Source organism: Nocardioides lacusdianchii (genome assembly GCF_020102855.1).
In the GTDB taxonomy this organism is placed as follows: domain Bacteria; phylum Actinomycetota; class Actinomycetes; order Propionibacteriales; family Nocardioidaceae; genus Nocardioides; species Nocardioides lacusdianchii.
This window is the reverse complement of sequence record NZ_JADHZD010000001.1, coordinates 142,671-161,219: the sequence shown is the minus strand read 5'-3', so window position 1 is coordinate 161,219 and position 18,549 is coordinate 142,671. Positions and strand designations below refer to the sequence as shown.

Sequence of the window (18,549 nt, the reverse complement as noted above, 5' to 3'; positions counted from 1 at the left end):
CGATCACCCCGGGAATCCCCGGGGGCCCGACGTGGTTGTGCCGGAGGTGCCCTGAGTGGGCCCCCGAACCAGACCCCGACGAAGGAGACAGCGTGGGCGAGCGCGTGGCGATGATCAGCCTCCACACCTCACCGCTGGACCAGCCGGGCACCGGCGACGCGGGCGGGATGAACGTCTACGTCATCGAGCTGTCGCGGCGCCTGGCCGCCCAGGGCATCGACGTCGACGTCTTCACCCGCGCCACCTCCTCCTCCCTGCCGCAGGTCGTGGAGGCCGCCGACGGCGTCCTGGTGCGCCACGTCGCCGCCGGCCCCTTCGAGGGCCTCACCAAGGGCGAGCTGCCCGGCCAGCTGTGCACCTTCGCCCGCGAGGTGCTGCGCACCGAGGCGATGCAGCCGCTCGGCCACTACGACGCGGTGCACTCCCACTACTGGCTCTCCGGCCAGGTGGGCGCGCTCGCCCGCGACCGGTGGAACGTGCCGCTCGTGCACTCCATGCACACCATGGCCAAGGTGAAGAACACCGCGCTGGCCGCCGGCGACAGCCCCGAGCCGCTCTCGCGGGTCATCGGGGAGGAGCAGGTGGTCGAGGCCGCGGACCTCCTCGTGGCCAACACCGACACCGAGGCGCGACAGCTGGTGGACCTGTACGACGCCAGCCCCGACGCCGTCGAGGTCATCCACCCCGGCGTGGACCTCTCCGTCTTCGTCCCGCGTGGCCGCGCCCGGGCGCGCCGCGAGCTCGGGCTCCCGGCCGACGCCGTCGTGCTGCTCTTCGCCGGACGCATCCAGCCGCTGAAGGCACCCGACGTGCTGCTGCGCGCCGTCGGGGTGCTGCTCGAGCGGGACCCGTCGCTGCGGCACCGGCTCGTCGTGCCCGTCGTGGGCGGACCGTCGGGCTCCGGTCTCGAGCACCCCACGGCCCTCGCCGACCTGGCCGCCGACCTGGGGATCTCCGACGTGGTCCGCTTCGTCCCGCCGGTCACCCAGCGCGAGCTGGCGGTGTGGTCCTCGGCCGCCACGGCTGTCGCCGTGCCGTCGTACAACGAGTCGTTCGGCCTCGTGGCTGTCGAGGCGCAGGCCACCGGGACGCCCGTGGTGGCGGCCGCGGTCGGCGGCCTCACCACCGTCGTGCGCGACGGCATCAGCGGCCTGCTGGTCGACACCCACGAGCCGCGCGACTGGGCGGCGAGCCTGCGACGGCTGATCGACGACCCGGACCTGGTCGAGCGCCTCGGTCGCGGGGCGGTCGCCCACGCCCAGGAGTTCTCCTGGGAGCACACCGCCGAGCGGACCCTGCTCGCCTACGAGCGGGCCGGCAGCCGCATGCGTGCTGAGATGGCGTCATGACCACTGCCGTCGACGTCGTCCGGGCCTATCTCGCCGACAACGAGATCGAGCACGAGGAGCGCGCCCGTGAGGGCGTGGAGGGCGCGAGCTTCTCGCTCACCCTGCCGGGCGAGAAGAAGCTCCAGACGCCCGTCCGGCTCGACGTCGGTGCCCACGCGCTCGGCGTGCACGCCTTCGTGTGCCGCAACCCCGACGAGAACCACGCCCGCGTCTACCGCTGGCTGCTCGAGCGCAACCTGCGGATGTACGCCGTCTCGTTCGCCGTCGACCACGCCGGCGACATCTACCTCGAGGCCCGGCTCCCGCTGTCCGCGGTCGAGCCCGACGAGCTCGACCGGGTGCTCGGCTCCGTGCTGGCCAACGCCGACGAGTCCTTCAACGCCATCCTGGAGCTCGGGTTCGCCACCTCGATCCGCAAGGAGTGGGAGTGGCGGACCTCACGGGGTGAGTCGACCCGCAACCTCGAGGCCTTCCGCGGCTGGCTCGAGGCCTGAGCCTCAGCCCTGCCTCGGCCTCCGCCGGGTCATGAGCACGCCGACGATCGCCAGCGCGCCACCGAGGAAGGTCAGCGACGGCGGCACCTCGTCGATCGTGAGCCAGGCGATCAGGGTGGCGATCCCCGGGACGAGGAACGTGGTCAGCGACAGCGCTCCTGCGTCGGTGTGGGTGAGGGCGTACGCCCACGTCGTGAAGGCCACCGCGGTCGGCAGGACGCCGAGGTAGACGATCCACCACAGCTCCGCGCCGCCGTCGGCGACGATGCCCGGGAGGTCGCCGGAGAAGGGCAGGCAGATCAGCGCGCCGGTGAGGAACGAGACGAAGACGACCTGGACCGACGGGAGCCGTCGCAGCAGGACCTTCTGGGTCAGCACGCCGACGGCGTACATCGCGGCGGCCAGGACCACCAGCGCGACCCCCAGCAGGCTGGCGTCGGCGTCCGTGGAGGACCCCCGGGCGATGACGGCCACCCCGGCGAAGCCCACCACCATCCCGGCGATCAACCAGGCGTGCAGGCGCTCGCCGAAGAGCGGCACCGCCAGCAGCGCGACGATCACCGGCCCGACCTGGATGATCATCGCCGCGGTGCCGGCGTCGACGTAGCGCTCACCGGCGTTGAGCGCCAGGTTGTAGACACCGAACCAGCCGACACCGCCCAGGGCGAGCAGCGACCACTCGCGGCGGTTCGGGCGCACCCAGCCCCGGCGCAGCACCAGCGGCGCGACGACCAGTGCGGCCACGAGCAGGCGGCCGGCGCCCAGGGCCCCGGGGCTCACGTCGTGCGCCACGTGGCGGATCACGACGAACGCCGAGGCCCACATCACCAGGGTGATCGCGCCCGCCGTGATCGGCAGCCAGGGCGCTGGGGCCGTGGTGGCGGGAGTGGTGGGGGAGGCGGGGGAGGTCGTCGTGGTCACGGGTCAAGGCTAGGTTCGGTCATGACGGACCGCCAGCGGATTCCGGACGTCGTACGCCGACATCCCGCCGGACCTCGCCCGGGCTCAGAGATCCAATTTGTAGCCGAGCCCGCGCACGGTCACGAGGTACTTCGGCTCGCCCGGGTCGGGCTCGAGCTTGGCGCGGAGCCGCTTGACGTGCACGTCGAGGGTCTTGGTGTCGCCGACGTAGTCGGAGCCCCAGACCCGGTCGATGAGCTGACCGCGGGTGAGCACCCGACCCGGGTTGCGCAGGAACATCTCCAGCAGCTCGAACTCCTTGAGCGGCAGGCGCTGCTCGGTGCCGTCGACGGTGACGACGTGGCGCTCGACGTCCATGCGCACCGGCCCGGCCTCGAGGGTGTCGGGCATGAGCTCGGGCTCCTGGCCGCGCCGCAGCACCGCCCGGATCCGGGCGACGAGCTCGCGGGGGGAGTAGGGCTTGGTGACGTAGTCGTCCGCGCCGAGCTCGAGCCCGACGACCTTGTCGACCTCGTCGTCCTTGGCGCTGACCATGATCACCGGGACCGACGACGACTGCCGGATCTGGCGGCACACCTCGGTGCCCGGAACCCCGGGCAGCATCAGGTCGAGCAGCACGATGTCGGGCCCGAAGCGGTCGAACTCCGTCAGGGCGGTGTTGCCGTCGGCGGCGATGGCCACCTCGTAGCCCTCCTTGCGGAGCATGTAGGCGAGGGCGTCGCTGTAGCTCTCTTCGTCCTCGACGACGAGTACCCGGGTCATGCGGGGTGGTCCCTTCGGTGGGTGGTGCTGGTGGAGTGGGAGGCGTCAGGCGTGCTGACGAGCTCGGGTGCCGCGGTCTGCGCGGGCGCGACGACCTCGACCGGTGTGGTGCCGGACCCGGTGCCGGGAGTCGGCTCGGCGTTGCGGGGCAGCGTGAGCGTGAAGGTCGAGCCCTGACCCTGCACCGACCACACCGAGATGTCGCCGCCGTGGGTGGCAGCGACGTGCTTGACGATCGACAGGCCGAGCCCGGTGCCGCCGGTGGAGCGGTGACGGGCGGGGTCGACGCGGTAGAACCGCTCGAAGATGCGGTCGATGTCCTCGGCCGGGATGCCGATGCCCTGGTCGACGACCGAGATGTGCACCTGCGCACCCTCGGAGCGGGTGGTGACGACGACGCGCGAGCCGGCGTTGGAGTAGGCGACGGCGTTGGCGACCAGGTTGCTGATGGCGGCGCCGATCTGCTCCTGCGAGCCGTAGACCTGCAGGCCGTGCTCGCCGCGCGACTCCACGACGATCTCCTTCGCCGCGGCCTCCATGGCGCTGGTGTCGACGGCGGTGGCCACGGCGGCGTCGAGGTCGACCATCACCGGGGTCTCGAGGGGGTCGTGCCCCTGGAGGCGGGAGAGCTCGATGATCTGCTGGACGAGCTTGGAGAGCCGGTCGCTCTCGGTCAACATCCGGTTGGCGAAGCGCTGCACCGCCTCGGGGTCGTCGGAGGCGTCCGTCACGGCCTCGGCGAGCAGCCGGATCGCGCCCACGGGGGTCTTGAGCTCGTGGCTGACGTTGGCGACGAAGTCGCGCCGCACCGCCTCGACCCGCTTCTCACGCGTGCGGTCCTCGACGAGCGCCAGCACGAGCCGGGCGCCCAGGGGCGCGACGCGCGCCGTCAGGGTGCGGTTGAAGCCGCCGTCGGCCGCGGGCATGTCGATGTCGCTCTCGCGGATCTGCCCGTCGCGGCGCACCTGCGAGACGATGTCGAGCAGCTCGGGCACCACGACGCTGTTGCCGCGCACCAGCCCGAAGGCGTACGCCGGCGCGGAGGCCTTGAGGACGTGGTCGGACTCGTCGACGACGACCGCGCTCGAGCGCAGGATGCTGAGCACGGCGGCGACTCCCGCCTGCACGACGGGCTCCTCGACCTGCGGCAGCGTGTGGCGCTGCCGGTCGCTGATGTGCCAGGCGAGCATCGCGCCGCCCGCCACGATGGCCCCGATCAGCGCGGCCAGACCAGCCTGCATCGTCGGATCCACGCTCACATCGTACGCATCCGGCCGGGGTGCCCTGACCGGCTGGACGCCGGGCGCCGAGTGTTCACGCGCCGTTCATCGACCACGCACGGCTGTTCGCTTTGGCTGCCTAGGGTGGGGGGCATGCGTGAGGCTTTCCATGACCAGCTCGACGGCATCTTCGCCGACCTCTCCGACATCTGCGGGCAGGTGGAGGTCGCGGTCCGCGAGGCCACCCGGGCCCTGATGACCGGTGACATCCACACCGCCGACCAGGTGATCAGCAACGACAAGGCGATCGACGACGCCCGCGAGCGGGTCGACGACACCGCCTTCGCGCTGCTGTCGCTCCAGCAACCCGTCGCCGGCGACCTGCGGATGATCGTCTCCGCGTTGCGGATGGTCAGCGAGCTCGAGCGGATGGGCGACCTCTCGGTCCACGTCGCCAAGATCGCCCGGCTGCGGGTGCCGTCGGTGGCCGTGCCCGAGGAGCTGCGCCCGACGATGGAGCGCATGGCCGAGACCGCCGAGGACATGGTGCGCCGGGTCCGCGGGGTCATCGTGGACCGTGACGTCGACGCCGCGATCGAGCTCGGTCGCGACGACGAGGTGATGGACCAGCTGCGTCGCCGCAGCTTCACCGAGCTGCTCTCGACCGACTGGACGCACGGCGTCGAGGCCGCGGTCGACATCGCCCTGCTCGGGCGCTACTACGAGCGCATCGCCGACCACTCGGTGTCGGTGGCCAACCGCGTGGTCTTCGTCGTCACCGGCGAGCGGCCCGAGCGCGACTGACGTACGCCGCCCCTGGGTCGAGGCACCCGCCCTGCTGCCCGGATTTCGACGCGCCCGTCGCGGCTTCGTTCCTCAGCCGCGGGGCTTGCTCAATCTCGCTGAGCCCACGTCCGGACCGACTTCGTCGGTCCGGACTGCTCAGCGACCCTGGTTGGCGACGGCTGCGGCAGCGGCCGCCGCTGCCTCGGGGTCGAGGTACTCGCCGCCGGCGACGGTGGGACGCAGGTCCTCGTCGAGGCGGTAGACCAGCGGCATGCCGGTGGGGATGTTGAGCCCGGCGATGTCCTCGTCGGAGACGCCGTCGAGGTGCTTGACCAGGGCCCGCAGGCTGTTGCCGTGCGCGGCGACCAGGACGGTCTTGCCAGCCCGGAGGTCGGGCACGATCTCGCCGTCCCAGTAGGGGAGGAACCGCGCGATGACGTCCTTGAGGCACTCGGTGCGGGGCATCTCGTCGCCGAGGTCGGCATAGCGGGGGTCGCCCGCCTGCGAGAACTCGTCGTCGTCGGCGATCGGCGGCGGCGGGGTGTCGAACGAGCGGCGCCAGAGCATGAACTGCTCCTCGCCGTACTGCTCGAGCGTCTGCTTCTTGTCCTTGCCCTGCAGCGCGCCGTAGTGGCGCTCGTTGAGGCGCCACGACCGCTTGACCGGGATCCAGTGGCGGTCGGCGGCGTCGAGGGACAGGCTCGCGGTCGTGATCGCGCGACGCTGCAGCGAGGTGTGCACGACGTCGGGGAGCAGCCCGGCGTCCTTCATCAGCACTCCGCCGCGGACCGCCTCGCCGCGGCCCTTCTCGGTCAGGTCGACGTCGACCCAGCCGGTGAAGAGGTTCTTGGCGTTCCAGTCGCTCTCGCCGTGGCGGAGCAGGACCAGGGTGTAGGTCATGAGGCGTCCAAGCCTTCCCAGTAGCCGGAGTCGTCGGTCACGACGGGGACGTTGAGCATGACGCGCTCGCCGCTGCCGAAGTCGATCGCCAGCGGGACGACGTCGCCGGCACCGAACTCGCCGGTCAGGACGATCTCGGCCGGCGGCTCGGCGAGGTTGACCAGGCCGCCCGGCGCGATGGTGACGGGCTCGAACTCCGCCGCCTCCACGGTGGCGCCGTCACTGGCGGAGAGACCGGTGAAGGTCTGCTCCTCCTCGATGTCGTTGTTCGACAGCGACGCCACGAAGGTGCCGGAGCCCTCGGCTCCCGAGACCACGACGGCCGACAGGACGTCGACCACGCCCTCGCGGTTGTTGGCACCGCTGCCGGGTGTGTAGTCACGCTCGGTGGCGTAGTCGAAGCCGCAGGAGGACAGCGGAGCGGCGAGTGCGAGAACTGCCGCGGCGATCGCGAGGGGTCGGAGCTGCATGGCGCACAGCCTAGCGTCGGCTCAGGTCAGTCCGACGGTCCGCCCTGAGATCAGGATGCCGACCACGACCGCGGCCGTGAAGAGGCCCGCGAGCAGCAGCAGCCGGGGGGTGCCCAGACGCAGTGCGAGCACCATCGGGAGGGACCGTTCGCCCGCCTCGTGGTCGGCCACCAGGCCGGGCAGCGCGAGCAGCACGTGGACCCCGAGCCCGAGGGCCGCGGCGAGCGCGACCACGGCCGGCGTGGGGGGCGTCGTGGCACCCACGCCGTTCCACCCGCCGTACGCCAGGAACGCGGGGTAGAGCGCGAAGCTGACGACCCACGGCACGAACGACAGCACCCGCCCGTGCAGGAGACGGTCACCGACGGCGGAGACAGCGAGCAGGGAGAGGTACGCCGCTGCCGCGCGGCGGCCGTGGGCCACCGCGAGGGGCACCACGAGGAGCACCGCACAGGTCAGGGCGAACCACACCGTGCCGGGGTCGAGCACGCCACGGGCGAGGGGCTTGGTGGGGCGGTGGCGCTCGTCGCTGCGGCGGTCGGTGAGGTCGTCCGCCCACCCCAGCAGGCACTGCCCGACGAGCACGGTCGCAGCGACGAGGCCGACCTCGCGCAGCGGGCGTCCGGCCACGGCCGCGGCGGACGCCAGCGCGACGGCGGTGGCCGCGGCCTGGCGGGGGTGCGCCGCGCGCACGAGCAGCAGCGCCGGCCGCGCCGAGAGGTCACCGAGCATGCGCCGAAGTATGGCCCAGGCCTCCCGCGGAGGCGCCCCGCACCACAGGGACTGCCGATCTGTCAAGCCCCGAAGTGGCCTCTGACCTGCGGAAACGCTGTCCGGGAGCCGGTCGGACCCGTGTTAGAATGTTCACCTAGGAAGGGGAACTGAACATATGACTTTCACCGTTGGCGAAACGGTCGTCTATCCCAATCACGGGGCCGCGGTCATCGAGGACATCGAGATGCGGACGATCAAGGGAGAGGACCGGCAGTACCTCGTCCTCAGGATCGTCGCACAGCAGGACCTGGTCGTTCGCGTGCCGGCCTGCAACCTCGACCTCGTCGGCGTCCGCGACGTCGTCGACAAGGAGGGCCTCGACCGCGTCTTCGACGTGCTGCGGGCAGCCCACGTCGAGGAGCCGACCAACTGGTCGCGCCGCTACAAGGCGAACCTCGAGAAGCTGCACTCCGGTGACGTGATGAAGGTGTCGGAGGTCGTGCGTGACCTGTGGCGCCGTGAGCGTGACCGTGGGCTCTCGGCCGGCGAGAAGCGGATGCTGGCCAAGGCCCGGCAGATCCTGGTCTCCGAGCTCGCGCTCGCGGAGAAGACCAACGAGGACAAGGCAGAGGCCATGCTCGACGAGGTGCTCGCCTCCTGAGCGTGGACCACGCAGACCGAGGCCCCTGGGACGACGCTCCCCGGGGCCTCGGTCTCGTTCTGGACGAGGAGCGCGGCTCGCTGCCGTACGCCCTGATCCACGGGGAGTCGCTCGTCGCCTGCGCCGCGTGGGCGCTGGGGGAGTCGGGGGTCGACCTCGTCGACGCCAGCATCGACTGGGCCGCGATCGCGGAGTCGGGTGAGGACCTCGTGCTGCACGACGCGCTGTGCCCGATGACGCCCCCCGACTTCATCGCCTCCTGCCTGGAGCACGCCCGGGCCACGGGGCGCCCGGTCGTCGGCGTACGCCCGGTGACCGACACGGTCAAGGTGGTCGACGAAGGTCTCGTGGGCGACACGCTCGACCGTGACTCGCTCCTCGCGGTCGCCGCGCCCCTGGTGGTCCCGGCCGGCGTCGTCGCCGGCCTGCTCCGCCGTCCGGCCGCTGACCTGGCCCGAGCGGTGGCGGACCTCGCGGCCGCGGGTCACCCCGTGGAGACCCTGACCGCGCCGCCGCAGGCGCGACGCGTGGCCTCGCTCGAGGACGTACGCCTCCTCGGCGCCCTCACGTCCGCGCAGGGCTGAGCTCGACCGCGAGGGCCACGTCCTCGGGGAAGGTGACCTTGAGGTTGAGCGGGCTGCCGGGCACGGCCGCGACGGCCACGTCCCGATGGGCCCGCACGCAGGCCGCGGTGTCGGTGCCCTCGAAGCCACCCGCGGCCGCCGCGGCGTAGGCCGCCAGGACGTCGTCGGCCCGGAAGGCCTGCGGGGTCTGCACCCCACCGACCTCCTCGGTGACGGCGCTCAGGTCGGCGTGGAGCAGTTGGGTCGCCGGGACCACCGGGATCGCCCCGCCGACCTCGCGGGCGGCACCGATCACGGCCTGCCACAGCTCGGTGCCGGCGAGCGGGCGCGCGCCGTCGTGGATCGCTACGACGTCCACCTCGCCGGCAACGATGTCGTCGGCCAGGACCTGCAGGGCCGCCCACTCCGAGGCGTGGCGGGTGGCACCGCCGTCGACGACGACCACCTCGCGGTCGCCGAGGTGGGGCGCGACCGCCTCCGCGACGGCCGAGCGGTCCTCGGGGCGCACGACGAGCACGAGACGGCGTACGTCGGGCAGCGCGAGCGCGTCGCGCACCGACCAGACCAGGACGGGGACGTCGCGCAGCGGCAGCAGCACCTTGTTGACCTCGGCCCCGACCCGGCTCCCGGAGCCGGCGGCCAGGATGACGACGGCGGTGGGCATCAGCCGTCGACCGGGGCGGTGACGAGCGCGGTGGCGATGGCGGCCACGCCCTCGCCGCGTCCGGTCAGGCCCAGGCCGTCGGTCGTGGTCGCCGAGATGCTGACCGGGGCGCCGACGGCGGCCGTCAGCGCGGCGGCGGCCTCGTCGCGCCGCGGGCCCAGGCGCGGGACGTTGCCGATGACCTGCACCGAGACGTTGGACACCTGCCACCCCGCGGCGCGCACGCGGCGGGCCGTCTCGGCGAGCAGCGTCGCCCCCGACGCCCCCGCCCACTCGGGCTCAGCGGTGCCGAAGTGGGTGCCGAGGTCCCCGATCCCGGCGGCGGAGAAGAGGGCGTCGCAGGCGGCGTGGGCCGCGACGTCGGCGTCTGAGTGGCCCTCGAGCCCGGCCGGCTCGTCGGGCCAGGACAACCCGCCGAGGTGCATCGGGACTCCCTCGACGAGGCGGTGCACGTCGGTGCCGATGCCGACGCGGATGCCGGTGGGACCAGTGGTGGGGGTGCTCACGTCGGCATCATGCCCTGCGGCGCGTCACAATGGTCCGGTGACCACACGTCGTCCTCCCTGGGTGCTGGCCGGAGTCCTCGCAGGGCTCGCCGGACTGGCGACCAGCTATGCCACTGCGATGGTGCTGACCATCCGCGAGTCACCGGTCGTGGCGGTCGCCGAGCTGGTCATCAAGCTCGCCCCGGGGGCGGTCGCGGAGCGGGCGATCTCGATCCTCGGCACGGCGGACAAGCCGGCGCTCGTCGCGGGCATCCTCGTGCTGCTCCTGGCCTGCTTCGCCTGGGCCGGGTCGCTGGCCCGCGGGTCGTGGTGGCGACCCGTGCTCGTGTGGCTGGTGCTCGCCGGGGTCGGCCTCGGTGCCGTGATGGCGCAGCGCAACGCAGGCGTGGTCGACGCGCTCCCGGTGCTGGTCGGGCTGATGACGTGGGTCGCGGTGCACTCCGCGCTCATCGACGCCCTGCGCCGCCAGCAGCGCCGCCCCGACCTCGAGTCGCACGAGCGGCGCGTCTTCCTCATGGTCGCCGGCGCGATCTCCGTGGCCTCGATCGGGATCGCGGTCGCGGGCCGCTTCGTGGGTGCCGGGCGCCGCCACGTCGAGGTGAGTCGCCGGCTGCTGCGCATCCCCGGGGTCACCCGGCGCACGGCCCCCGCGGCGACGTCGCTGGGCGTGGCAGGCATCGCGCCGTGGCAGACCCCCAACGAGGACTTCTACCAGATCGACACCGCCATCGCGCTGCCCACGATCGAGCCCGACGACTGGTCGCTGCGCATCCACGGGATGGTCGACCGCGAGCTGGTGCTGAGCTACTCCGAGCTCGTGTCGCGCCAGGTCACCGAGTCGTGGATCACGCTCAACTGCGTGAGCAACGAGGTCGGGGGCGGGCTCGTCGGCAACGCCCGCTGGAGCGGCGTACGCCTGGCGGACCTGCTCGCCGAGGTCGGCGTGGATGCGGGCGCCGACTGCGTGCTGCAGACCTCCCAGGACGGGTGGACGTGCGCCACCCCGCTCGAGGCGCTGACCGACGACCGCGACGCGATGCTCGCGGTGGCCATGAACGGCCGCCCGCTGCCCATCGAGCACGGCTTCCCGGTGCGCACCATCGTGCCCGGGCTCTACGGCTACGTCTCGGCGACGAAGTGGGTCGTGGACCTCGAGGTGAGCACGTTCGCGGAGTCGATGGGCTACTGGACCGACAAGGGCTGGTCGGCGCTCGGTCCGGTCAAGATCGCTTCGCGCATCGACGTGCCCCGCTCGGGCGACGACGTCGAGGCCGGCGAGGTCACCTTCGGCGGCGTCGCGTGGCACCAGCACACCGGCATCGAGGCGGTGGAGGTGCAGGTCGACGGCGGCGCGTGGGAGCGCGCCGAGCTCGGTGAGGTGCCGTCGGTGGACACCTGGGTGCAGTGGGCGGTCACGCTCGACGTCCCCGAGGGCGACCACGAGGTGCGCGTGCGCGCGATCGGCCTCGACGGCGAGACGCAGACCAGCGTGCTGCGCGCGCCCGACCCGGACGGTGCGACCGGTCTGCACACGATCGAGATCAGCGCGGGCTGAGCTCGCTCACGCGTTGCGGATGACGTACGCCGTCCCGCCGGACGCTGCGATCCAGAGCCGCTCGAGCTGCGCGCGGTCGTAGACGCGGCGCACCTCACCGTTGGTGGCCCCGGCAGGATCGTTGACGACGACGTCACCGTCGGCCTCGAAGCCGACCACCACGAGCAGGTGGCCGTTGCTCGCCGAGATCGGGGCCCCGGTGAGCTGGCCGCGGCCGAACGCGATCGAGATGATGACCGGCACCCCCGCGGCGACGTGGTCCTCGGCCTCGCGCAGGTCGCGCATCCGGGTGACGTAGGAGTCGCCGGCCACCAGCGTGGCGGCGTACGCAGTGTTGAAGGCCCAGTTGCCGGTGCCGCGGTAGCCGTGGTCGTAGACCATCTTCGCGGTGTGGTCGACGACGGCGTCGGCGTGGCCGGCGGCGATCCCGCCCGGCGTCGGCGAGATGCCGTAGTGGGCGAGCACCATCGCGGTCGAGGTGGGCGAGCACCACGCCTCGCCCCCGCCGCCCCACTGTGGGTAGTGGCCCTCGTGGACCATCTGGCTGTACGTCGGCACGGGCAGCACGGTGCCGGCCGCGGGGCCGGGCTTCGAGGTCGGGCGGGGCGCGGTGGCGTCGGCGGAGGCGACCGCCCCGATCCGCTCGAGGCCCACCGGGAGGCTCGAGCCGCGGGGGCGCATCAGCGTCACCCGCACCTGCCACGAGGTGACGCCGCCGGGGGACTGCCAGGTGTCGGCGTTGACCGAGCCGAGGTCGTCGGCCTGCCCGGACCAGGTGCGGCGCGCGACGGGACGGTTCGTGCGGCTCCAGTCGGCGACGGTGTCCCAGGTGCCGGTGCGCCCGCCGGCGTCGCGCCCGCGCACCTCGACGCGGACCAGGCTCCGCCCGGGCGTGGTGGCCTCCCACGACGGGATGAGCGAGGTGGCTCCGAAGGTCGTGACGGCCCAGGGCGAGGTCCAGGTCCCGGCCTCGTAGGCGCGACCGGCCACCGTGCGCGGCTTCGCCTCCAGGAGCGAGACCTGCCCGCGGCCCATCTTCAGGCCGCGACGCTTGCCCGACTTGAGCTCGGCGTAGCTGCTCCACGAGGTCAGCTGGATCTGGGGGGTCGCGCGCGTGCGCGGCTCTGCCCGGTCCGTGGCACCCGCGGGCGGGACCAGTGCGGAGGCGAGCAGGAGGGGAAGGGCGAGGGCGGCGGCACGTCGGAGCACGCACGACGATAACCCGGCGTGACCCACGCGTCACAGGAGTCACACGAATCGCACTCCGGCGGTCGCGGTGGCGACGAAGTCGGGGGATCGAGCGCTGCGCCCTAGACTCGGACGGTGACTCTGAGGCTCCACGACACCGCTGCGCGCGAGACGCGCGACTTCGTCCCCCTCGTTCCGGGCCGGGCGGGGATCTACGTGTGTGGTCTCACCGTGCAGTCCGAGCCGCACGTCGGCCACGTGCGCTCGGCGGTCAACTTCGACGTGCTGCGCCGCTGGCTCGCAGCGAGCGGCTACGAGGTCGACTTCATCCGCAACGTCACCGACATCGACGACAAGATCCTGACCAAGTCGGCCGAGCAGGGCGTGCACTGGTACGCCCTCGCTGCCGCGATGAAGCGTGAGCTCGACAAGGCGCTGGCCGCGATCAACGTGCTGGCGCCGACCTACGAGCCCGGCGCCACCGGGCACGTCCCGGAGATCGTCGAGCTCGTCGAGCAGCTCATCGCCCGCGGCCACGCCTACGCCGCCGAGGACGGCAGCGGCGACGTCTACTTCGACGTCCGCAGCTGGTCGGCGTACGGCGAGCTGACGCGGCAGAAGGTCGAGGACATGGAGCCCGCCGGCGACGCCGACCCGCGGGGCAAGCGCGACCCCCGCGACTTCGCGCTGTGGAAGGGCCACAAGTTGGCCAGTGAGCCCGCCAGCGCGGCGTGGCCCTCCCCGTGGGGACCCGGTCGGCCCGGGTGGCACATCGAGTGCTCGGCGATGGCCGGCAAGTACCTCGGCCCCGCCTTCGACATCCACGGCGGCGGCGTCGACCTGCGCTTCCCGCACCACGAGAACGAGCAGGCCCAGTCCCGCGCCGCTGGTCGCCCGTTCGCCTCCTACTGGCTGCACAACGCGTGGATCACCACGGCCGGGGAGAAGATGAGCAAGTCGCTCGGCAACTCCCTGCTCGTCCCGTCGGTGCTCGAGCGGGTGCGGGGGATCGAGCTGCGCTACTACATGGTGGCCGCGCACTATCGCAGCCACGTGGAGTTCAGCTTCGAGGCGCTCGACGAGGCCGCCAAGGGCTTCCGTCGGGTCGAGGACTTCCTCGACCGCGCGGCGCCCGTGGTCGGGCAATGGTTTGCGGCTCTGCCGGAGGCGTTCGTCGCGGCGATGGACGACGACCTCGGCACGCCCGCGGCCGTCGCGGTCATCCACGACTCCGTCCGCGAGGGCAACCGCCTGCTGGCCGACGGCCCGTCGGAGGCGCTCGGCCAGAAGTTCGGCGAGGTCATCGCCATGCTCGACGTGCTCGGCCTCAACCCGGCCGACGAGGCGTGGGCGAGCGGGTCGTCCGACGACCGGCTCACCGAGGTCGTCGACGCGCTGGTGAAGGGCCTGCTCGCCGACCGCACGGCCGCGCGCGAGGCCAAGGACTGGGCCCGCGCGGACGCCATCCGAGACCAGATCAAGAGTGCCGGCATCGAGGTCGAGGACACCCCGACCGGACCGAAGTGGAGCGTGTGACCCGTCATGGCAGGGGTCTCGATACGCACGCTCGTTCCTCGCGCACTACTCGACCACCGAAAAGGACACTGACGTGGCTGGAAACAGCAAGCGCAAGGGCGCCATCAAGAAGACCGGCAAGGGCAACCCCACCGCCGGCTCCGGCGGACGCGTGCGACGGGGCCTGGAGGGCCGCGGCCCGACGCCCAAGGCCAAGGACCGCCCCTACCACCAGGCACACAAGGCCGCGAAGCGCGCCGAGAAGGCCAAGGACACCCGTCCGAAGCGGCGTACGTCCTCTGACGCCGAGTGGGCCGCGGGCCGCAACTCGGTCGTCGAGCTGCTGCAGGCCGGCGTGCCGGTCACCGCGATCTACGTCGCCGAGGGCGCCGAGCGTGACGGCCGGATGCGGGAGGCCTTCAAGCTGGCCGCCGAGCGCGGGCTGACGATGCTCGAGGTCACCCGCAACGAGATGGACCGGATGACCAGCGGCGCCGTGCACCAGGGCCTCGCGGTCCGGCTCCCGAGCTACGACTACGCCCACGCCGACGACCTGCTCGAGCGCGCCGCCGAGCTCAAGGAGCCGGCACTCGTCATCGCGCTGGACCAGGTCACCGACCCGCGCAACCTCGGTGCGGTGATCCGCTCGGCCGCCGGCTTCGGCGCGCACGGCGTGCTCATCCCGGAGCGGCGCGCGGCAGGCATGACCGCGTCGGCCTGGAAGACCAGCGCCGGTGCGGCCGCCCGCATCCCGGTGGCGCAGACGGTCAACCTCACCCGTCAGCTCAAGGCCTACCAGGAGGCGGGCTGCATGGTCGTCGGCCTGGCCGCAGACGGCGACCTGTCGCTGCCGGAGCTCGTCGCGCCCGGCGGGCTGGCCGAGGGGCCGCTCGTGGTCGTCGTCGGCTCGGAGGGCAAGGGCCTGGGACGCCTGGTGGCAGAGACCTGCGACCAGATCGTCTCCATCCCGATGGCCGGCCAGCTGGAGTCGCTCAACGCCGGTGTCGCCGCGTCGGTGGCCCTCTACTCCATCTCGCAGGCCCGCCTGACATGAGCTCCGCCCGCCGGCTGCTGGTCGGCGTCGCGCTGGTCGGCCTGAGCGTGACGCTCGGGCTGGCGGTCGCGGTCTCGCTCTTCCTCACCAGCAGCCGCACCGTGGTGCTGGTCGGGCACGACACCGTCGTACGCCCCACGCTGGGCGGCGACGCGGTGGTGCAGACCGGCCCCCTGCTGCCGGACCTGCGCTTCCGCGACGTCGGACCGGTCGGCGTCGACCTGGCCCTCGGCAAGACCGAGGTCGGGTCGATCGAGGAGCTGGTCGAGCGCTACGCCCTCATCGCCGGCGACCCGACGGCGCCGATCGACAAGGTCCGCTCGGTCGTGGTCGACATGGCGGTGACCGCCGCCTTGCGCGGCGTGGCGGTCGGACTGCTGCCCGTGGCGGTGTTCCTCCTCCTGGGGCGGCACCGCCGCGGCGAGCTCTTCCGCGGCCTGCGCACCCGCCAGGGCGCGGCCGCCGGCGTCCTGTTCCTGGCGCTGCCCGTGCTGGTGTGGCAGCCGTGGGAGTCGCGGGAGCGGACGCAGGAGGAGCAGGGGGAGTGGCAGACGCTCGCCGAGCTCGCCGGCCCCGACGTGGTGCTGCCCGATGAGGTCCGCGCGATCGAGGTGCGCACCGGTCCGGTCACCACCCAGTCCAAGCGCCTCGTGCTCAGCGCGATCGACACCTACGACCGCAGCAAGGAGTTCTACTCCACCGCCGCCGAGGGGGCTGCCGACCTCGACCTGCGCGCGGCCGAGGAGGGCGAGACGGTGGCGCTGCTGGTGAGCGACCGCCACGACAACATCGGCATGGACCGGGTCGCCCGCGCGATCGGCGACCGGGTCGGTGCCACCGTGGTGCTCGACGCCGGCGACGACACCTCCACCGGCGCCCCCTGGGAGGCGTTCAGCCTCGACTCGCTCACCGCCGCCTTCGAGGACTGGGAGCGCTTCGCGGTCGCGGGCAACCACGACCACGGCACCTTCGTCAGCACCTACCTCGCCGACCAGGGCTGGACGATGCTCGACGGCGAGGTCGTCGACGCCCCGTGGGGCGGCACGCTCCTCGGTGTCGACGACCCCCGCAGCAGCGGGCTGGGCAACTGGCGCGACGAGTCCGGACTCAGCTTCGCCGAGATGGGCGACCGGCTCGCCGATGCTGCGTGTGCGGCCGCCGAGGACGGAGAGCAGGTCAGCACGGTGCTCGTCCACGACGCCAACCTGGGCGACGAGGCGCTCGATCGTGGGTGCGTTGACCTCGTCGTCGGCGGGCACACGCACGTGCAGGCAGGTCCGGACCCGGTCGTCGGCGACGACGGCGCCATCGGCTACACCTGGACCAACGGCACCACCGGCGGGGCGGCGTACGCCATCGCGCTGGGCAGCAAGCCGCGGCGCGATGCCGACGTCAGCCTCATCACCTACGCCGACGGGCGCCCGATCGGCCTGCAGTGGGTGCGACTGCGGACCGACGGGTCGTGGGCGGTCGGCGAGTGGAGCCCGATCGTGCCGGGCTGAGGGTCCCCACGAGCCTCAGCCCGGCACGGCCGGTGTCCGGTGTGCGTCACGGGGGCGCACGGTGGTCGTCGCGATCCTCCATCGTCCGGGGCGCGAGTGCCCTCGGGATTCACGATCTGCCCGGACTGAAATTCTTTACCGCCACATCGCGGAAGGGTGAAGCGCCCGGCGGCGCTCCGGGAGATGCTCCCCGGGTGCCTGAACAGCCCCGCATGACCGTCGTCGACGACCCGACCTCGCTCAACGGCAGCACCATCGACGTGGCCGCGCGCACGGCGTGGACCCTGCGCATGGCGCGCCTCACCGCGCAGGTGGACGACAACCGGATGAAGACCGTGGCCGCCGCGATCGGGACCAGCCCGGCCCGCCTGTCGCGCGCCGAGACCGGCCAGCTGCGCGACGGGTCGCTGGTGGACGGCTACGAGCGTGTGCTCGGGCTCCCGGAGGGCTCCGTGCGCGCCCCGGTCGACGTGCTGGCCAGGACCTTCCCGTGGACGAGCCCCGTCGATGCCCGGCCGGGCTCCCCGATCTCCACCGTGTCCGAGCTCTCCGAGCTCACCGAGCGCCTCGAGGCGTCCCGGGACGTGACCGGCGGCGAATGGCTCCGGTGGGCGCGGGCCATCTCGGTGCGGGGCAACGTGGGCCTGCCGACGACTATCGCGGAGCGCATCATCGACCGCCTGGTGCAGGAGCTGTCCCGCTCGTGCGGCCACGGCTACCCCACGCGCTACGAGGCGCTGGCCAAGGTCCGGTGCAGCGACTACGGCTTCCTGGTCCTGCGCTCGGCGCGCCGCCAAGTGGCTCACCCGCATGCGCAGGGCCTGGGCGACCTGCTCAGCGCCGTCGGTGAGGCCGCGACCCCCGACGCCGTGCAGTGGTGCCTGGAGCTGCTGCGCGCCGAGCGGCCCTACGTCGCCATGTGTGGTGCGCTCGGGCTGGAGAACATGGCGGAGATCAGCGCGCGCGGCACGTTCTGGCCGACCGTGGTGCCCGACCTGATCGAGGCCTACGACGCCTCGGAGCCCGGCTCGGCGCAGGAGGAGTGGATCGCCCACCTGATCCGGTTGGTGCCCGCCTCGACGTGGACCGGTGCCCTGCGCAGGCCCGCCCGGACCCTGCCGCCGGCGCCCGAGGTCCAGGGCTTCGAGCGCCACGAGACCAACCGCCACTGGAAGCAGTGCGTCGCGATCGCCGCGGACGTGGCCCACGAGGTCGGCGTGGGGGAACAGCCGATGCTCGCGCGGTTGCTGTTCGACATCGGCTTCGGGCACTGGGAGAGCCGCGCCGTGACCGGTTACCTGCTCCTCGGTGCGGTGCCCGCGCTGGCCCACCCGCTGTGGGACCGGTTCGGCGAGCTGGTGGACGCCGAGCCGGACGAGCGCCTGCGCCACCGGATGGCGCGCCGGCTGCACGGTGCACTGGCGGGGCGCCTCGCCGCACCGGCGACCGGCTGGCTCGAGTCGCCGGACCCCGTGCTCCGGTCGGCGGGGATGCAGATCGTCGGCTCGTCCGGGGGAGTGCTCCCGCTGGACGTCGTACACCGGGCACTGGCGGACCCGGACACGGTGCGGGCGGCGACGTACAGCATCGGCATGGGTGGGCACCCGGCGCTGCCGGACATCGTGGCCGACGCCACCCTCGCCGAGGACGTGCGGGGCTCGGCGGCGTGGTGGCTGGAGCGCGGACCGCGCGTCGCGGTGTGAG

The 18,549-nt window shown here is 72.9% G+C and carries 19 protein-coding genes; 10 read left to right on the top strand and 9 right to left on the bottom strand.

Annotation, left to right across the window (positions count from 1 at the left end; genetic code table 11):
• Positions 1-92: 92 nt before the first annotated feature.
• Both mshA and IRX98_RS00830 read left to right on the top strand, forming a co-directional pair.
• Positions 93-1,349, top strand: coding sequence for a D-inositol-3-phosphate glycosyltransferase (gene mshA / locus IRX98_RS00835; RefSeq protein ID WP_224273197.1), 1,257 nt, complete (start codon positions 93-95; stop codon positions 1,347-1,349).
• Entirely contained in the window at positions 1,346-1,843 is a 498-nt protein-coding gene (locus IRX98_RS00830; protein WP_224273196.1) for a type III secretion system chaperone family protein, read from the top strand. The genes mshA and IRX98_RS00830 overlap by 4 nt, the downstream gene beginning before the upstream one ends.
• Before the next feature lie 3 nt (positions 1,844-1,846).
• Here IRX98_RS00830 and IRX98_RS00825 read toward each other — a convergent pair whose 3' ends face one another.
• From IRX98_RS00825 to IRX98_RS00815, 3 genes are all read right to left on the bottom strand, one after another.
• Positions 1,847-2,764, bottom strand: coding sequence for a DMT family transporter (locus IRX98_RS00825; RefSeq protein WP_224273195.1), 918 nt, complete (start codon positions 2,762-2,764; stop codon positions 1,847-1,849).
• Positions 2,765-2,848: 84 nt separating this feature from the next.
• On the bottom strand, positions 2,849-3,526 hold the full coding sequence (locus IRX98_RS00820) for a response regulator (RefSeq protein WP_207083951.1): 678 nt from the start codon (positions 3,524-3,526) through the stop codon (positions 2,849-2,851).
• Positions 3,523-4,779 carry a sensor histidine kinase gene (locus tag IRX98_RS00815; RefSeq protein ID WP_224273194.1) on the bottom strand — a complete coding sequence of 419 codons (1,257 nt, stop codon included), beginning with the start codon at positions 4,777-4,779 and terminating at the stop codon, positions 3,523-3,525. The genes IRX98_RS00820 and IRX98_RS00815 overlap by 4 nt, the downstream gene beginning before the upstream one ends.
• Positions 4,780-4,899: 120 nt before the next feature.
• Between IRX98_RS00815 and phoU the strand changes: the two genes are divergently transcribed.
• A complete protein-coding gene (gene phoU, locus IRX98_RS00810) occupies positions 4,900-5,550 on the top strand; it encodes a phosphate signaling complex protein PhoU (protein ID WP_224273193.1) in 651 nt (216 codons plus the stop codon).
• A 138-nt stretch (positions 5,551-5,688) separates the two neighbouring features.
• On the opposite strand, the gene IRX98_RS00805 is transcribed toward phoU, so the two are convergent.
• Genes IRX98_RS00805 through IRX98_RS00795 form a run of 3 tightly spaced genes read right to left on the bottom strand, consistent with a single transcriptional unit; the run spans position 5,689 to position 7,634 of the window.
• Positions 5,689-6,432 (bottom strand): phosphoglyceromutase, encoded by a 744-nt coding sequence (locus tag IRX98_RS00805; protein ID WP_224273192.1) that lies wholly within the window; start codon positions 6,430-6,432, stop codon positions 5,689-5,691.
• Positions 6,429-6,902 carry a hypothetical protein gene (locus IRX98_RS00800; RefSeq protein ID WP_224273191.1) on the bottom strand — a complete coding sequence of 158 codons (474 nt, stop codon included), beginning with the start codon at positions 6,900-6,902 and terminating at the stop codon, positions 6,429-6,431. Before IRX98_RS00800 ends, IRX98_RS00805 begins: the two co-directional genes overlap by 4 nt.
• A gap of 21 nt (positions 6,903-6,923) precedes the next feature.
• A complete protein-coding gene (locus tag IRX98_RS00795; protein WP_224273190.1) occupies positions 6,924-7,634 on the bottom strand; it encodes a UbiA prenyltransferase family protein in 711 nt (236 codons plus the stop codon).
• Between the two features lie 157 nt (positions 7,635-7,791).
• On the opposite strand from IRX98_RS00795, the gene IRX98_RS00790 reads away from it, so the two are divergent.
• Both IRX98_RS00790 and IRX98_RS00785 read left to right on the top strand, forming a co-directional pair.
• Positions 7,792-8,277, top strand: coding sequence for a CarD family transcriptional regulator (locus IRX98_RS00790; protein ID WP_056602200.1), 486 nt, complete (start codon positions 7,792-7,794; stop codon positions 8,275-8,277).
• Between the two features lie 2 nt (positions 8,278-8,279).
• Complete coding sequence (locus IRX98_RS00785) at positions 8,280-8,861, top strand: 2-C-methyl-D-erythritol 4-phosphate cytidylyltransferase (protein ID WP_224273188.1); 582 nt, start codon at positions 8,280-8,282, stop codon at positions 8,859-8,861.
• Here the strand turns inward: IRX98_RS00785 and IRX98_RS00780 are convergent.
• Together IRX98_RS00780 and ispF are read right to left on the bottom strand one after the other, a co-directional pair.
• Positions 8,842-9,525, bottom strand: a complete 684-nt coding sequence (locus IRX98_RS00780; protein WP_224273186.1) for an IspD/TarI family cytidylyltransferase — start codon at positions 9,523-9,525, stop codon at positions 8,842-8,844. The two genes, IRX98_RS00785 and IRX98_RS00780, sit on opposite strands and share 20 nt — an antisense overlap.
• Positions 9,525-10,031, bottom strand: a complete 507-nt coding sequence (gene ispF / locus IRX98_RS00775) for a 2-C-methyl-D-erythritol 2,4-cyclodiphosphate synthase (protein ID WP_308044380.1) — start codon at positions 10,029-10,031, stop codon at positions 9,525-9,527. The genes IRX98_RS00780 and ispF overlap by 1 nt, the downstream gene beginning before the upstream one ends.
• 37 nt (positions 10,032-10,068) lie before the next feature.
• Between ispF and IRX98_RS00770 the strand changes: the two genes are divergently transcribed.
• Entirely contained in the window at positions 10,069-11,586 is a 1,518-nt protein-coding gene (locus IRX98_RS00770; RefSeq protein ID WP_224273184.1) for a molybdopterin-dependent oxidoreductase, read from the top strand.
• Positions 11,587-11,592: 6 nt separating this feature from the next.
• Here the strand turns inward: IRX98_RS00770 and IRX98_RS23260 are convergent, their stop codons facing one another.
• Complete coding sequence (locus IRX98_RS23260; protein WP_224273182.1) at positions 11,593-12,795, bottom strand: C39 family peptidase; 1,203 nt, start codon at positions 12,793-12,795, stop codon at positions 11,593-11,595.
• Between the two features lie 114 nt (positions 12,796-12,909).
• Between IRX98_RS23260 and cysS the strand changes: the two genes are divergently transcribed.
• The 4 genes from cysS (at position 12,910) to IRX98_RS00745 (ending at position 18,548) form a co-directional block, all read left to right on the top strand.
• Positions 12,910-14,310, top strand: coding sequence for a cysteine--tRNA ligase (gene cysS, locus IRX98_RS00760; protein WP_224273181.1), 1,401 nt, complete (start codon positions 12,910-12,912; stop codon positions 14,308-14,310).
• 73 nt (positions 14,311-14,383) lie between these two features.
• A complete protein-coding gene (rlmB, locus tag IRX98_RS00755) occupies positions 14,384-15,343 on the top strand; it encodes a 23S rRNA (guanosine(2251)-2'-O)-methyltransferase RlmB (protein ID WP_224273180.1) in 960 nt (319 codons plus the stop codon).
• Positions 15,340-16,845, top strand: a complete 1,506-nt coding sequence (locus tag IRX98_RS00750; protein WP_224273179.1) for a metallophosphoesterase — start codon at positions 15,340-15,342, stop codon at positions 16,843-16,845. Before rlmB ends, IRX98_RS00750 begins: the two co-directional genes overlap by 4 nt.
• Positions 16,846-17,039: 194 nt before the next feature.
• On the top strand, positions 17,040-18,548 hold the full coding sequence (locus IRX98_RS00745) for a hypothetical protein (RefSeq protein WP_224273178.1): 1,509 nt from the start codon (positions 17,040-17,042) through the stop codon (positions 18,546-18,548).
• Position 18,549: the final 1 nt, after the last annotated feature.

Coding starts and splice junctions, on each gene's coding strand:
- IRX98_RS00830 (WP_224273196.1), top strand. CDS start 1,346: ATGACCACTGCCGTCGACGTCGTCCGGGCCTATCTCGCCGACAACGAG.
- IRX98_RS00820 (WP_207083951.1), bottom strand. CDS start 3,526: ATGACCCGGGTACTCGTCGTCGAGGACGAAGAGAGCTACAGCGACGCC.
- phoU (WP_224273193.1), top strand. CDS start 4,900: ATGCGTGAGGCTTTCCATGACCAGCTCGACGGCATCTTCGCCGACCTC.
- IRX98_RS00805 (WP_224273192.1), bottom strand. CDS start 6,432: ATGACCTACACCCTGGTCCTGCTCCGCCACGGCGAGAGCGACTGGAAC.
- IRX98_RS00800 (WP_224273191.1), bottom strand. CDS start 6,902: ATGCAGCTCCGACCCCTCGCGATCGCCGCGGCAGTTCTCGCACTCGCC.
- IRX98_RS00795 (WP_224273190.1), bottom strand. CDS start 7,634: ATGCTCGGTGACCTCTCGGCGCGGCCGGCGCTGCTGCTCGTGCGCGCG.
- IRX98_RS00790 (WP_056602200.1), top strand. CDS start 7,792: ATGACTTTCACCGTTGGCGAAACGGTCGTCTATCCCAATCACGGGGCC.
- IRX98_RS00780 (WP_224273186.1), bottom strand. CDS start 9,525: ATGCCCACCGCCGTCGTCATCCTGGCCGCCGGCTCCGGGAGCCGGGTC.
- IRX98_RS00750 (WP_224273179.1), top strand. CDS start 15,340: ATGAGCTCCGCCCGCCGGCTGCTGGTCGGCGTCGCGCTGGTCGGCCTG.